Origin of the sequence: Caulobacter segnis (assembly GCF_031454995.1) — a bacterium.
In the GTDB taxonomy this organism is placed as follows: Bacteria; Pseudomonadota; Alphaproteobacteria; order Caulobacterales; family Caulobacteraceae; genus Caulobacter; species Caulobacter segnis_E.
The window spans coordinates 473,591-488,524 of sequence record NZ_JAVDRV010000001.1 but is presented as its reverse complement, the minus strand read 5'-3'; the positions used below and the strand labels follow the sequence as shown (position 1 = coordinate 488,524).

Annotated in this window: 10 protein-coding genes; 3 read left to right on the top strand and 7 right to left on the bottom strand. The window is 69.2% G+C overall.

All coding sequences use genetic code 11. From position 1 onward, the window contains the following. Positions 1–48 precede the first annotated feature (48 nt). Together J2728_RS02330 and putA are read right to left on the bottom strand one after the other, a co-directional pair. Positions 49–1,368: a glycoside hydrolase 5 family protein gene (locus J2728_RS02330; protein WP_309995820.1), complete on the bottom strand. Its 1,320-nt coding sequence runs from the start codon at positions 1,366–1,368 to the stop codon at positions 49–51. A gap of 72 nt (positions 1,369–1,440) precedes the next feature. Further along, positions 1,441–4,527, bottom strand: coding sequence for a bifunctional proline dehydrogenase/L-glutamate gamma-semialdehyde dehydrogenase PutA (gene putA, locus J2728_RS02325; RefSeq protein ID WP_309997551.1), 3,087 nt, complete (start codon positions 4,525–4,527; stop codon positions 1,441–1,443). Between the two features lie 414 nt (positions 4,528–4,941). Here putA and J2728_RS02320 point away from each other — a divergent pair, with 414 nt between their 5' ends. Next, positions 4,942–5,409, top strand: a complete 468-nt coding sequence (locus J2728_RS02320) for an Lrp/AsnC ligand binding domain-containing protein (RefSeq protein ID WP_309995816.1) — start codon at positions 4,942–4,944, stop codon at positions 5,407–5,409. A 5-nt stretch (positions 5,410–5,414) separates the two neighbouring features. Here the strand turns inward: J2728_RS02320 and J2728_RS02315 are convergent, their stop codons facing one another. From J2728_RS02315 to J2728_RS02300, 4 genes are all read right to left on the bottom strand, one after another. After that, positions 5,415–5,576 carry a hypothetical protein gene (locus tag J2728_RS02315; RefSeq protein ID WP_309995814.1) on the bottom strand — a complete coding sequence of 54 codons (162 nt, stop codon included), beginning with the start codon at positions 5,574–5,576 and terminating at the stop codon, positions 5,415–5,417. Positions 5,577–5,842: 266 nt separating this feature from the next. Further along, on the bottom strand, positions 5,843–7,258 hold the full coding sequence (locus tag J2728_RS02310) for an efflux transporter outer membrane subunit (protein ID WP_309995812.1): 1,416 nt from the start codon (positions 7,256–7,258) through the stop codon (positions 5,843–5,845). A 2-nt stretch (positions 7,259–7,260) separates the two neighbouring features. Continuing rightward, a complete protein-coding gene (locus J2728_RS02305) occupies positions 7,261–10,428 on the bottom strand; it encodes an efflux RND transporter permease subunit (protein WP_309995810.1) in 3,168 nt (1,055 codons plus the stop codon). Positions 10,429–10,440: 12 nt separating this feature from the next. Next, positions 10,441–11,607: an efflux RND transporter periplasmic adaptor subunit gene (locus J2728_RS02300; protein ID WP_309995808.1), complete on the bottom strand. Its 1,167-nt coding sequence runs from the start codon at positions 11,605–11,607 to the stop codon at positions 10,441–10,443. Between the two features lie 185 nt (positions 11,608–11,792). Here J2728_RS02300 and J2728_RS02295 point away from each other — a divergent pair, with 185 nt between their 5' ends. Beyond that, positions 11,793–12,389 carry a TetR/AcrR family transcriptional regulator gene (locus tag J2728_RS02295; protein ID WP_309995806.1) on the top strand — a complete coding sequence of 199 codons (597 nt, stop codon included), beginning with the start codon at positions 11,793–11,795 and terminating at the stop codon, positions 12,387–12,389. A 30-nt stretch (positions 12,390–12,419) separates the two neighbouring features. On the opposite strand, the gene J2728_RS02290 is transcribed toward J2728_RS02295, so the two are convergent. After that, positions 12,420–13,208, bottom strand: a complete 789-nt coding sequence (locus J2728_RS02290) for an LOG family protein (RefSeq protein WP_404979685.1) — start codon at positions 13,206–13,208, stop codon at positions 12,420–12,422. Between the two features lie 130 nt (positions 13,209–13,338). On the opposite strand from J2728_RS02290, the gene J2728_RS02285 reads away from it, so the two are divergent. Beyond that, a complete protein-coding gene (locus J2728_RS02285) occupies positions 13,339–14,931 on the top strand; it encodes an MBL fold metallo-hydrolase RNA specificity domain-containing protein (RefSeq protein ID WP_309995805.1) in 1,593 nt (530 codons plus the stop codon). The last annotated feature ends 3 nt before the right edge of the window (positions 14,932–14,934 follow it).

Genomic DNA, 14,934 nt, shown 5'->3' with positions numbered 1-14,934 from the left:
GCTTCATGCCAGCGGTAGCATGGATGACACCGGTGGCAATCCCTATTGTCACCCCAGCGCCTTCACCGCCGCCGCGTGCTCGGCGATCGCCGCCAGCGTCGAGGCGTCGGTGTCGAAGACGCCGTAGAGGCCTTGCTCCTCCTGCGGCGGATCGCCGACGAAGCTCTTGTCGCCGGCCGCGAACCAGGCGTCGGGATGCTGGGCGCGACCTTCGCCGTTCCAGGCCCAGAAGTTGGTCCCGGCCGTCGGCCCGCCGGCCTTCATGTCGGCCAGCGCCAGGCCGTGGATCGTCCGGTAGAAGCGGTCCTTGTCGGCCGTGGCCGAGCCGGGGGCGAAAGCGCGGGCCTCGCGGATCAGGCCGAACTCCTCGATGACCAGCGGCTTGCCCAGCTGGCGGGCGATGGCGATGTGGCGGGCGACATAGTCGCGGCAGCGCGCCTCGCCGGCTTCATAGGTCGCCGGCTGGTTCTTGGGATCGATCCAGCCCCAGTTGTTGGGCCAGACGTGGGCGGTGACGTAGTCGATGGTGTCGGGCCGGTGGGCGTCGAGCACGCAGGCCTCGCTCTCCAGGCAGCCCTTCAGGCCCTCGCTACCGGTGCAGACCAGGTGGCGCGGATCGAGCGTCTTGATCAGTTTGGAGGTGTCGCGGACCCACTGCTGGAAGACGGCCATGTCGCGCTCGCCGAAGGCCTGAGTTCCGCCCGGGCGAGGCTCGTTGGCCAACTGCCAGGCCATGATCGTCGGATCGTCGCGATAGGGCTTGCCGGTGACGGTGTTCACCCGGCCGACCAGCCCGCGCAGATAGCCTAGGAACAGCGCGTTGGCCTTGGCGTCGCCGTAGAACCGCGCCGCGTAGTCGGGATATTCCGGCCACGGATGAGCGGGGTCGCCCTGCTGGAACCAGGGACCGTTCCCGACCCAGTTCAGATAGGCCGGCATCCCGCCCGACCAGTCCCAGAAATTGTTGACGTAGACGACCGCCTTCATGTCCCGCCTGGCCATCTCGGCCAGTAGGACGTCCAGGCCCTTCAGCAGGTCCTGGCGATAGACGCCGGGCTCTTCCTGGAAGGTCGGCGAGACGGCGGCCTTGGCTAGCGAGCGCTCGCCCGCGCCCAGCACCCGCAGGTTGGTGACGCCCAGGGCCTTCAGCCGATCCAGCTCGCGTTTCAGGCGCGGGACGTCGCCAAAGGCGGCCGGCGCGCCCAGCCAGGCGCCGTACCAGAGGTTCGCGCCGGCGAAGCGGTAGGGCTTGCGGTCGAGGAACAGGCGGCCCTTCTCGACGGCGACGAAGCCCTTGGCGGGCCTCGCCGCCGCGCCGAGCAGGGGCAGGGCGGCGGCGAGGAAGAGGTCGCGTCGCGACAGGGCCATTGTCGAAGCTCTCCGGCTGTTTTCGGAAAGCTTAGGCCCCGCGCGCGACGGTTGTGAAGTTGGCCCGTGGTCTTACAGGTTCAGCAGCGCCGGGTCGCCGCCCTGGGCGGTGATGTTGACGCTGAGCGCCCGCTCCACGGCGAAGCGCAGCAGGGCGTGCGGGCCGCCGGCCTTGGGGCCGGTGCCCGACAGGCCCTCGCCGCCGAACGGCTGGACGCCGACGACCGCGCCGGTCATCGAGCGGTTGACGTAGGCGTTGCCGGCGGGGACCAGGCGCTGGACGTCGGCCGCGAAGCTCTCGATCCGCGAATGGATCCCCAGCGTCAGGCCGTAGCGACGGGCCGCCAGGGCGCCGGCGACCTGCTCCAGGTCCTCGGGCTTGTAGCGGACGACGTGCAGCACGGGACCGAACACCTCGCGCTCCAGGAAGTCGGCGGCGGGGATCTCGGCCAGGACCGGCGCGAAGAAGGTCCCGCCGGCGGGGGCGGCCAGGGCGTGCAGCACCTTGGCCTCGCGCTTCAGGCGCTCCAGGTGCTTGTCGAGAGCGGTCTTGGCCTCGGTGTCGATGACCGGGCCGACATCGGTGATGGCCAGGGCCGGATCGCCCAGGACCAGGGCGTCCATCGCGCCCTTCAGGCCTTCGACGATGTGGTCGGCGGTGTCGTACGGCAGGAACAGCAGGCGCAGCGCCGAGCAGCGCTGGCCGGCCGAGCCGAAGGCGCTGACGATGACGTCGTCGATCACTTGCTCGCGCTGGGCGGTGGTGTCGACGAACATGCCGTTGAGGCCGCCGGTCTCGGCGATGAACGGGACGATCGGGCCCTGGCGCTGAGCGAGGGTCTGGTTGATCCGCCAGGCCGTGTCGGTGCCGCCGGTGAAGGCGACGCCGTCGAGGCCCTCGTGCGCGACCAGCGCCGCGCCGACGGTCTCGCCGCGCCCCGGCAGCAGGGCCAGCAGGCGCGGGTCGAGGCCCGCGGCGTGATAGAGCTTCACGGCCTCGTAGGCGATCAGTGGGGTCTGCTCGGCGGGCTTGGCCAGGACGGCGTTGCCGGCGGCCAGGGCGGCCGCGATCTGGCCGGTGAAGATGGCCAGCGGGAAGTTCCACGGGCTGATGCAGACGAAGACGCCGCGCCCGGCCAGGCGCAGGCTGTTGGTCTCGCCGACCGGGCCCTTGAGGATCTCGCCGGCGCCGAATTGGTCTTCGGCCAGCACGGCGTAGTAGCGGCAGAAGTCCACGGCCTCGCGGACCTCGGCGATCCCGTCGCTGAGCGTCTTGCCGGCCTCGCGGGCCAGGATGGCGATCAGGCGCTCGATGTTGGTCTCAAGAGCGTCGGCCATGGCGCGCAGCACCTGGGCGCGAGCGGCGCCGCCGGCGCGATCCCAGGCCGGTTGCGCGGCGCGGGCCAGGCGGAAGGCCTCGTCGATCTGCGGCAGCTGGGCTTCGGACACCGCGCCGACCACGCGGTTGTCGTCGGCGGGGGCGACCACCGGCAGGGGCGGCGTGCCAACGGCCAGCTTGCCGCCGACCAGCGGACCAGCCGACAGGGTCTCGGTGTCGATCGTCGTAACGGCCGCGGCCAGGCGTTCGCGATCAGCCTTCACGGACAGATCAAGGCCGGCGCTGTTTTGACGGCGCGGGCCATAGACCTCGATCGGCGTCGGGATCTTGGCGTGGCGGTCGGGGTGGGCCTCGACCGTGTCGATCGGGTCGGTGACGACCTTCTCGACCGGCACCCGCTCGTCCAGCAGGGCGTGGACGAAGCTGGTGTTGGCGCCGTTCTCCAGCAGGCGGCGGACCAGGTAGGGCAGCAGGTCCTCGTGACCGCCGACGGGCGCGTAGGCCCGCAGGGTGACGCCGTCATAGAGGTCGTCGGCGGCCTTATACAGAGCCTCGCCCATGCCGTGCAGGCGCTGGTGCTCGATGCGGACGCCGGCGTTCTTGGCCATGCGGACCACGGCGGCCAGGGTGTGGGCGTTGTGGGTGGCGAACTGGGCGTAGAGCCCCGGCGCGGCGTCGATCAGCGCCTTGGCGTTGACCAGGTACGACAGGTCCGTGGCCGGCTTGGTCGTATACACCGGATAGTCCGGGCGGCCGGCGACCTGGGCGCGCTTGATCTCGCTGTCCCAGTAGGCGCCCTTGACCAGGCGCACCATCAGGCGGCGGTCGGTCTCCTCGGAAAGGGCGCGCAGACGGGCGATCACCTCGCCGCAGCGCTTCTGGTAGGCCTGGACGGCGAGGCCGAGGCCGGTCCAGCCGGCGAGTTCCGGCTCGCGGCACAGCTTGTCCAGCAGCTTCAGCGACAGGGCCAGGCGATCGGCCTCCTCGGCGTCGATCGTGAAGTTGATGTTGTAGCGCGCGGCGATCACGGCCAGGCGCAGGGTGCGCGGATAGAGCTCCTCCCACACGCGGTCCTCGTGGGTGGCCTCGTAACGCGGGCACAGGGCCGACAGCTTGACCGAGACGCCGTGGCCCTTCTCGGGGCCGGCGCCGTTCGACAGCTTGCCGACGGTGGTGATCGCGTCGGCATAGGCCTTTTCGTAGCGTTCGGCGTCGGCGGCGGTGCGGGCGCCTTCGCCCAGCATGTCGAACGAGCACATGGTGTCCTCGTTCGCGGCGCGCTTGATGGCGGCCTCGATCGTGCGACCCAGGACGAATTGCTCGCCCATGATGCGGATGGCCTGGCCGACCGCGGCGCGGATCACCGGCTCGCCGAGGCGGCCGGCCAGCTTCTTGATGAAGCCGGGCATGTCGTTGCGGGCCTCGTCGTCGGGCTCGACGATCTTGCCGGTCAGCATCAGGCCCCAGGTCGAGGCGTTGACGAACAGGCTGTCGGAGCCGCCCAGGTGGCTGGCCCAGTCGGCCGAACCGATCTTCTCGGCGATCAGCTTGTCGCGGGTGTCGTCGTCGGGCGTGCGCAGCAGCGCCTCGGCCAGGCACATCAGGGCCAGGCCCTCGCGGGTGCCCAGGCTGAACTCCTGCAGGAAGCTTTCGACCACGCCCTGCTTGCGGACGCTGCGGCGGGCGCCGCGCACGAGCGCTTCGGCCTCGGCGCGGACGGCGGCGCGGTCCTCGCTGGAGAGCGGCGTCGAGGCCAGCAGGTCGGCGATCACGGCGGCTTCGTCACGATACTTGCCGTCGTCGAGGCTATCCCAGTTCATCGCGGACATGGCGTTCCCTGAATTTAGAATATCGTCGGTCTAACGCGACTTGCGCCAAAGGTGCTTCGTTTGTTGATCGCCCAGGCCGATAGGGCTTCGGCTAGAGCGCCAAAAATGATCGTCCGCTCCAGCGAACGCGGGCGGCGTGAAGCGACAATGCTCTGGAAGTGGGGAGGGAGGAAGGGACGCCAGTCGGGGAGACGGTTGCGTCCCTTCCTCTCTAGCGCGACGCCCGGTTAGGGGGAGAGGGGCGAGCGTCGCGACGTTCCGAACGGCAAAGCCGTCCCACCGACGCCCTGAGGAGGAGGGGGTGGCGCGGGTGGGCTGGAACGATCGGGGGTGTAACGCTAAGCTTGTCGAAGGTGCTCCGTTTGTGAGCGCTATTTTTCGAAGCTTCTTCGGCGGAAAATCACTATGGCCAGTTCCTCTCTGGATGACACCGATCGCCGACTACTCAAGGTTTTGCAGGCCGACGGCCGCATCACCAACGCCGAGCTGGCCAAGCGCTGCAATCTGTCGCCGGCGGCGACGTTCGACCGCGTCCGGCGGTTGAAGGAGCGCGGTTACATCACCGGTTACGCGGCGCTGCTGGACCCGGCCAAGGTCGACCGGGCGCTGCTGATCTTCGTCGAGGTGGTGCTGGAGCGGACCACGGGCGAGACCTTCGAGGACTTCGCCGCCGCCGTGCGGCGCGCCCCGGAGGTGCTGGAGTGCCACATGGTGGCCGGCGGCTTCGACTATCTGATCAAGGCTCGCGTGAAGGACATGGACGCCTATCGCGGCTTCCTGGGCGACATCCTGGTCAAGATGCCGGGGGTGCGGGAGACCCGCACCTACGCCGTGCTCGAGGAGGTCAAGAGCACGGTGCAGTTGCCGCTCTGAGCCTTCTAGTGGTCGAGCGTGTGACTGGAGAGCGGGCGGCCGGACAGATCGGTCGGCGCGACCACGGCGGAAACGACCGCGGTGAGGGCTAGCAGGCTGGCGAGCACGATGCCGGCCACTTGGGCGGCTTGTTTCGTGGTCTGATCGTTCTTCGCTCTGGTCGTCATGGGTATCCTCTTCCGGCCTTGGCTTCTGCGCGCGCGGAAACACCGTTAACGTGCAAACGTTTACCTAAAAGGATTACCGAACAGTAATACACGACTTACCCCGTCCCCGGATCGGGTTGGGGCGGCCAGAGCCGAGAGAAGGGGGGGGAAGGGGCGGCTCCCGGAATGGGGGAGAGGAGCGCGCCCCCTCCGTTCGCGACCACCGGGGGGGGGGGGATGATGGCCGGCGAACTTCCCCGGCCGAGGCCGGGGAAGGGGTTTGACGTCTAGCGGGCCGGGGCGCCGCCACCGAGCGTCTTGTAGAGGGTGACTAGGTTGGCGGCCCGGTCCAGGCGCGCCGTGATCAGGCCTTGCTGGGCCGAATAGAGCGTGCGCTGGGCGTCCAGCAGAGTCAGGGCGTTATCAAGGCCCGCCTCACGGCGCTGCCGCGTTAGCCGCTGGGTGTCGGCGGCCGCGGCCACCAGGCGCTCCTGGGCGTTAACGCGATTGGTCACCGTCTGGCGCACCGACAGGGCGTCGGACACCTCGCGGAAGGCCGTCTGCACCGTCTTCTCGTAGGTCGCCACGGCGATGTCGCGGCTGGCCTTGGCGCTGTTCAGGTTCGCGACGTTCGCCCCGCCGGCGAAGATCGGCAGGCTGATCGACGGCGTGAAGCTCCACGCCCCCGTGCCGTTCTTGAACAGGCCGTCCAGGTCGCCGCTGGCCGCGCCGGTCGAGCCCGTGAGGGCGATACGCGGCAGGAAGGCCGCGCGGGCCGCGCCGATATTAGCGTTGGCGCCTTCGAGCTGGTGCTCGGCGGCCAGGACGTCGGGACGGCGGACCAGCACGTCCGAGGGCACGCCGGCCGGCAGGTCGGCCAGGATGTTGGCCGAGGCCAGATCGCCCCCGGAGACGCCTCGCGGCAGCAGGTCGGCGGGAATCTCGCCGCCGGCCAGCAGCACCAGGGCGTTGCGGTCCTGGGCCACTTGGGCGGTGTAGGTCGCGACGTCCGAGCGCGCGGTCTCGGTCAGGGTCTGGGCGTTGCGCAGGTCCAGCAGCGAGCCGACGCCGCCGTCGACCTGACGCTGGATCAGGGCCAGCGACTCCTCGCGGGTCGCCAGGGTGTCCTTGGCCAGGGCCAGCCGATCCTGGTCGGCGGCCAGGGTCAGCCAGGCGTTGGCGGTCTCGGCGATCAGGCTGACGCGCACCGCGCGGGCGTTTTCCTGCTCGGCGAAGAAGCTCTGCAGGGCTGACGCGTTCAGGCTGCGCACGCGGCCGAACAGGTCCAGTTCGTAGGCCGTGAAGCCGATCGTGGCGCTATAGGCCTCGACGTCCAGCGCCTGGCCGGTCTGCGAGGTCGAGGGCGGCGTGCGGCTGCGCTGCTCGCTGAGCACGCCATTGATCGTCGGGAACAGGGCCGAGCGCTGGACGCCGTACTGGGCGCGGGCGCGCTCGATGTTCAGAACCGCCACGCGCAGGTCGCGGTTCTGCTTGAGGGCCAGGTCGACCACGCCTTGCAGGCGGGCGTCGACCAGCACCTGGCGCCAGTCGAGGTCGGCGGCCGTGACCTGGCCCGTGGGCTCGGCGGTCGGCGTGGACCAGGTCTGGGCGATCGGCGGGGCCGGGCGCTCGTATTTGGGCGCCAGGGTGCAGGCGCCGACCGCGGTCGAGGCCAACAGGATCAGGGAGAGATTACGAAGCATGATCAGTGGGCCTCCGTCGACGAGACCTCGCCGCCGTGTTCGGCGACAGGCTTGTCGTGGCCTTTGTGCTTGGGTTTGAAGAGCTTCTCGACCACCACGAAGAACAGCGGGACGAAGAAGATCGCCAGCAGGGTGGCCGAGATCATGCCGCCGATGACGCCGGTGCCGATCGCGTGCTGGGCGCCGGAGCCGGCCCCGTTCGAGATCGCCAGCGGCAGCACGCCGAACACGAAGGCCAGCGAGGTCATGATGATCGGGCGAAGGCGCAGGCGCACGGCCTCCAGCGTCGCGTCGATCAGGCTCATGCCCTTCTCGTAGAGGTCCTTGGCGAACTCGACGATCAGGATGGCGTTCTTGGACGCCAGGCCCATGGTCGTCAGCAGGCCGACCTGGAAGTAGATGTCGTTGCTGAGGCCGCGCACGAAGGTGGCCAGCAGGGCGCCGACGATGCCCAGCGGGATCACCATGATGACGGCCAGCGGGATCGACCAGCTCTCGTAGAGGGCCGCCAGCAGCAGGAACACGACCAGGATCGAGATCGCGTACAGGGCCGGAGCCTGGTTACCGGATTCCAGCTCCTGAGCCGACAGGCCGGTCCATTCGAAGCTGACGCCCGGCGGCAGCTTGGCCGCCAGTTTTTCCATCGCCGCGATCGCGTCGCCCGAGCTCTTGCCCGGCGCGGGCGAGCCCTGGATGTTCATCGACGGGAGGCCGTTATAGCGCTCCAGGCGCGGCGAGCCGTAGGTCCAGCTGGCCGTGGCGAAAGCGGGGAACGGCACCATCTGGCCCTGGTCGTTCCGCACGTACCACCGGTTCAGGTCCTCGGGGGTCATGCGGTAGGGCGCGTCGGCCTGGATGTAGACCTTCTTGACCCGGCCGCGATCGATGAAGTCGTTGACGTACGACCCGCCCCAGGCGGCGCTGAGCGCGCTGTTGATGTCGGCGGTGGTCAGGCCCATGGCGCCGGCCTTGGCCTGGTCGACCTCGATCTTCAGTTGCGGGGTGTCGTCCTGGCCGTTGGGACGCACGCCGACCAGGTTCGGGTCTTGCGACGCCATGCCCAGCATCATGTTCCGGGCCTGCATCAGGGTGTCGTGGCCGACGCCGGCGATGTCCTGCAGCTGGAAGTCGAAGCCCGACGAGGTGCCCAGTTCCGGAACCGACGGCGGGATAACGGCGAACACCATGGCGTCGCGGATCTGGCTGAAGGCGCCCATGGCGCGGCCCGCGACGGCTTGCGCCTTCAGCTGGGCGGCCTTGCGGTGCTCGAAGTCCTTCAGGCGAACGAAGGCGAGACCGGCGTTCTGACCCGCGCCGCTGAAGCTGAAGCCCGAGACGGTGAACACCGACTGCACGGCGTCCTTCTCGTCCTTCAGGAAGTGGTCGCGAACCTGGCTCAGGACGGCTTGCGTCTTCTGCTCGGTGGCGCCGGCGGGCAGCTGGACGAGGGTGATCATGATCCCCTGGTCCTCTTCCGGCAGGAAGGCGCTGGGCAGGCGAACGAACAGCAGGCCCATGGCCACGATGATCGCGGCGTACACCGCCATCCACCGGCCGCTCTTGCCCAGGATGCCGCGGACGGAGCCCTGGTAGCGCGAGGACATGTCGTTGAAGCTGCGGTTGAACCAGCCGAAGAAGCCCTTCTGGTGCTCCTTGTGGCCGGCCTCGACCGGCTTGAGCATGGTCGCGCAGAGGGCGGGGGTCAGCACCAGGGCCACGAGGACCGACAGGCCCATGGCCGAGACGATCGTGATCGAGAACTGGCGATAGATCACGCCCTGCGAGCCGCCGAAGAAGGCCATCGGCACGAACACCGCGGCCAGCACCAGGGCGATGCCGATCAGGGCGCCGGTGATCTCGTTCATCGACTTGCGGGTGGCTTCCTTGGGCGAGAGCCCCTCCTCGCTCATCACGCGCTCGACGTTCTCGACCACGACGATGGCGTCGTCGACCAGCAGGCCGATGGCCAGCACCAGGCCGAACATGGTCAGGGTGTTGATCGAGTAGCCGAAGGCGGCCAGCACCCCGAACGTGCCCAGAAGCACGACCGGGACGGCGATGGTCGGGATCAGGGTCGCGCGCCAGTTCTGCAGGAACAGGAACATGACGATGAAGACGAGGATGATGGCCTCGATCAGCGTCTTGACCACCTCGTGGATCGACAGCTCCACGAACGGCGTCGAGTCATAGGGAACGACGTACTTGTAGCTGGCCGGGAAGTTCTTCTCGAGCTGGGCCATCCGCGACTTGACGGCCGCGGCGGTGTCCAGCGCGTTGGCGCCGGGCGCCAGACGGATGGCGAGACCCGCGGCGGGCTTGCCGTTGAACTTGGCGACCGAGCCGTAGTTCTCCGCGCCGAGCTCGACGCGAGCGACGTCGGACAGACGCACGGTGGCGCCGCCGGTGCTGTTCTTGACGATGATCTGGCGGAACTGGTCCGGCGTCTGCAGGCGCGACTGGGCCGTGATCGTGGCGTTCAGCCCGGTGCCCGGCAGGTTGGGCGCGCCGCCCAGCTGACCGGCCGAGACCTGGGCGTTCTGGGCCTTGATCGCCGCCGACACGTCGGCCGGGGTCAGGTTGAAGCTGGCCAGCTTCTGCGGATCCAGCCAGATGCGCATGGCGTACTGAGCGCCGAACAGCTGGATGTCGCCGACGCCGTCCACGCGGCTCAGGGGGTCCTGAATGTTCGAGGCCAGATAGTCGGCCAGGTCGGTGTTGGTGGTCTTGGGGTTCTCCGAGAAGAGACCCACGACCATCATGAAGTTCCGCGCCGACTTGGCGACCGTCAGGCCTTGCTGCTGCACTTCCTGCGGCAGCAGGGCGGTGGCGGTCTGCAGCTTGTTCTGGACCTGCACCTGGGCGATGTCGATGTCGGTGCCGGCCTTGAAGGTCAGGGTGACCGTGGCCGAGCCCGAGCTGTCGCTGGTCGACGACATGTAATCCAGGCCGTCCAGGCCCTTCATCTTCTGCTCGATGACCTGGGTGACGCTGTCCTCGACGGTCTTGGCCGAGGCGCCGGGATAGTTGGCCGAGATCGACACCTGCGGCAGGGCGATTTCAGGATACTGCGCGATCGGCAGGGTCCGGATGGCGAGCGCCCCGGCCAGCATGATCACGATGGCGATGACCCACGCGAAGATGGGCCTGTCGATGAAGAAGCGGGAAAGCATCTGAACCTGGCCTTAGCGCTGGGCTTGAGCGGCGGCGGGGGCCGCGCCGGCGGGGACCGCCTTGATCGGCGCGCCGGGGCGCACCTTTTGCAGGCCTTCGACGATGACCTTGTCGCCCGGCTGGAGACCGCTGGTGACCAGCCACTTGTCGCCGACCGTCTGGCCCAGGGCGACCGGGCGCGGCTCGGGGCCCTTGGCCCCGACCAGCATCACCGTGGCGCCGCCCTTGGGGTCGCGGCTGATCGCCGTCTGCGGGACCAGGATCCCACTCGGGGCCACGCCCTGCGTCAGGCTGGCGCGGACATACATGCCCGGCAGCAGCACGCCGTTCGGGTTGGGGAACACGGCGCGCAGCGTGACCGAGCCGGTGCCCGCGTCGACGGTGATGTCCGAGAATTCCAGCGTGCCCGGGGTCGGATAGGTCGAGCCGTCCTCCAGCTTCAGGCTGACGGTGGCCGAGTTCGTGCGGCCCAGCTTGCCGCTGGCGAACTGCTGCTTGAGCTTCAGGAGCTCGGCCGAGGTCTGGGTCAGGTCGACATAGACCTTCGACAGGTCCTGGACCGTGGCCAGCGGCGTGGCCTGGCTGGCGGTGACCAGGGCGCCGGGGGTCACGGCGCTCTTGCCGATGCGGCCGGTGATCGGCGCGGCGACCTTGGTGTAGTTCAGATTGATGCGGGCGGTTTCCAGCGCCGCCTTCTGCACCGCCACGGCCGCGGCCGTCTGGGCGGCGGCGGCCTGGGCGTCGTCATTGTCCTGCCTGGACACCGCGCCGCCCTCGACCAGCGCCTTGTAGCGGTCGGCCTTCAGCTTGGCCGCCAGGGCTTGGGCCTGGGCCTGGGCCAGGGAGGCCGCGGCGCTGTTGTAGGTCGCCTGGTAGGTGGCCGGATCGATCTGGTAGAGCGATTGGCCGGCGCGGACGATCGCGCCCTCCTCGAACAGGCGCGCCTTGATCACGCCGCCCACCTGCGGACGGACTTCCGAGACGAGGAAGGCCGACGTGCGGCCGGAGAGCTCGGTGCTCAGGCCCACCGACTGGGTCTGAACCACGATGTAGCCCACCTCCGTCGGACCGCCCATGCCCATGCCGGACGCGCCGCCCTTTTGGCCGCAGGCGGCGAGGGTGAGAGCGATGGCGGCAAGTCCCACGGCCGTCGAGGCGGCGGTGCGTTGAAAGTGCATATGTGACCCCGGATGCGATGGGCTAGCGAGCTATTGCTCTTGACTAGCCCGGCATGATGAACAATCTGAGAATGAACGTTCATTCTCAAGCGGGCTGGACATAGGAGCGCGACTATCGCATGTCAACCTTCAAGCCCGCCGCTGAAGCTGCCCTAACGGAAATGTAATGTCGCCTAGGAAGTTCAATGGTTGATGACGCCCACGCGGGCCGACCGTCGCCGGAATCGCGCCGCCAGCAGATCCTGGACGCCGCCTGCGAGCGCGTGCGCCAGTCCGGCTTCCATGGCGCCAGCATGGCGGACATCGCCAAGGCGGCGGGCCTGAGCGTGGGCCAGATCTATCGCTACTTCGAGAACAAGGAGGCGATTATCGCCGCCATCGTCGAGCAGGACCTGGCCGAGATGCGCGACAAGTTCGCCGAACTCGAAAGCCAGCCAGGCACCTTGGCGGACGCGATCGACGAACACCTGCCCGAGAGCATCGACAAGTGCTTCGAGCCCGGCCGGGCCGCCTTGGCGCTGGAAGTCATCGCCGAGGCCGCGCGCAACCCCAAGGTCGCCGCCATCGTGCGCTCGGCCGACGACCAGGAGCGGCAGATGGCCAGGTCGCTGATGGAGCGCAGCCGCAAGCCCGAATGGAGCGAAGCCGAGTTCCAGGCGCGCTGCGAGGCGATCGGCCTGATCTTCGACGGCCTGCTGATGCGCGGCGTCAACCACCCCGATCTGGACCGCCAGGCCTTGAGCCAGGTGCTGCGCTCCACGGTGCGTTACCTGCTGTGCTGAGGTCCGCGGCCCGTCCCTAGGGGGGGCGGCCTAGGCGTCTCCTTCGGGCAGCTTCAGGCCGCACTTGACCAACTCGGCCCAGGCCTCCTCGGCGTCGTCGGCGAAGTGCAGCAAATCAAGGTCTTCCTTGGCGATCATGCCGTGCTCGACCAGGGCCTCGAAGTTGATGATCGAGCGCCAATAGGCTTCGTCGAACAGCACGATCGGGATCGGCGGGGCCTTGTCGGTCTGGCGCAGGGTCAGGATCTCGAACAGCTCGTCGAAGGTGCCAAAGCCGCCGGGGAACACCACCAGGGCGTTGGCACGCATCGCCAGGTGCATCTTGCGCATGGCGAAGTAGTGGAAGCGGAACGTCAGGTCCGGCGTGCAGTACGGATTGGGCGTCTGCTCGCGCGGCAGGGTGATGTTGAAGCCGATGGTCGGGGCGCCGGCCTCGTAGGCCCCGCGATTGGCGGCCTCCATCGCGCCGGGACCGCCGCCGGTGGCGATGACGTTGTCGCGAACGTGGTCGCCGTTGACCAGCTTGGCCCCGCCACGCTCGGAGACGATGCGGCCAAAGCGCCGGGCCTCCTCGTACCAGCGCGCCTGTTCTGGCGGCCCGTCCTGGCGGATCCGCGCGCTGCCGAACACCACCACGGTCGAGCGCACGCCCCAGCGGCGCAAGGCCTCGTCGGCCTTGGCGAACTCTAGCAGGAACCGCACGCCGCGCATCGAGTCGCCCAGCAGGAAGTCCTGGTCCAGCGCGGCCAGCCGGTAGGACGGCGAGGTCAGTTGCGCGTGGTTGTCGGGGGCGTCGGTCGGCAGGGGGACTTCGGTCACGGGAAAGACTCAAGGTTTGCGTCGAGGGGCAGACTATGACGCAATCCGCTCGCGGGGTTGACCTGGATCAGGGCGAGACGGCGTCCGGAGCGGCCATGCTCGCCAAGGTTTCCCTAATGATGGCGTGGCGATGACCCCAACCTTGACCTTCCACGGCGCCGCAGGCTGCGTCACCGGCTTCTGCGCCCGCCTCGTCACCGAGCACGCCACGGTGCTGATCGACTGCGGCATGTTCCAGGGCTCCAAGACGTTGAAGGCGCTGAACTATCAGCCGTTTCCGTTCGATGTGGGCAAGGTCGACGCGGTCCTGCTGACCCACGCGCACATCGACCATTCGGGCCTCTTGCCCAAGCTGATGCTGGCCGGTTTCGAGGGGCCGATCCACGCCACGGCGGCGACCCGCGATCTGGCGGCCGTCATGCTGGTCGACGCGGGCGGCATCCAGGAGAACGAGGTCGAGAGCCTCAATCGCCGCAACCAGCGGCGCGGGATCCCGCCGGTCCAGCCAATCTACACCGCCGAGGACGGCAAGGCGGTCGCCGCCCAGTTCCACAAGGTCAAGCTGGGCGAGCCGGTCACGATCGCCGAAGGGATCACCGCCACCTGGTGGCCCGCCGGCCACATGCTGGGCGCGGCCTCGATCGCGGTCGAGGTGGGCCCGCCCGGCAAGACCAAGACCCTGTTGTTCTCCGGCGATCTGGGTCCCGGCGGCAGCCCGTTCGTCGACGATCCGGACGCGCCGGTCGGCGTCGACCACCTGATCATCGAGTCGACCTATGGCGACCGCGAGCGCACCGGCTTCGACAGCGCCTCGCGTCGCCAGCAATTGGCCGAAGAGGTCCGCGCCGCGCGCGAGGCCGGCGGCCCGCTGCTGATCCCGGCCTTCGCGGTCGAGCGCAGCCAGGAGCTGCTGGTCGACCTGTTGGACCTGATGGACTCCGGCGAGGTCCCCCGGGGCGACATCTTCCTGGACTCGCCGCTGGCCATCGAGGCGACCAAGGTGTTCCAGGCGCGCGGCTGGCGCCCGGGCGTCCAGTCCAATCCATTCGAGGCGCTGAGGCCCTCGGATCACCTGCGGTTCCTGAGTTCGCCGGCCGAGAGCGACGGCCTGGATCGCCTTGATGGCTGGCACATCATCCTCGCCGCCAGCGGCATGTGCGACGCGGGCCGCGTGCGCAAGCACCTCAAGCGCCTGCTGTGGCGCAAGGAGGCGACGGTGCTGCTGTGCGGCTACCAGGCCACCGGCACGCTGGGGCGCCTGTTGGCCGAGGGCGCGCCGCGCGTCTCGATACGGGGCGACGAGGTGCGGGTGCGGGCCCGGATCCGGCAGCTGGACGCCTATTCCGGCCACGCCGACGCCAGCGGCCTGGTGGCCTGGGCCAAGGCGCGCGGGCCCGTGGCGGGCTCGGTGTTCATCGCCCACGGCGAGCCCAACGCCGCCCAGGGCCTCAAGCGCCGGCTGGCCGAGGCGGGCTTTCCCGAGGATCGCCTGCTGGTCCCGGCGCTGGACGAGACCTTCCTGGTGGGCGCGGGCCCGGCGACCCTGGCCGATCAGGCGCCGCCCCGCCTGCCGCCGCGGGCGCCCGGTTCGCTCGACTGGCACAACCAGCGCGCCGCCTTCCAGCTGGCGCTCGGCGAGGCGCTGAAGGCCGCCCCCGACGACGCCGACCGCGAGCGGCTGCTGTATGTGCTGCGGGCGGCCTTGGAGGCGTATCGGGGGTAGGGA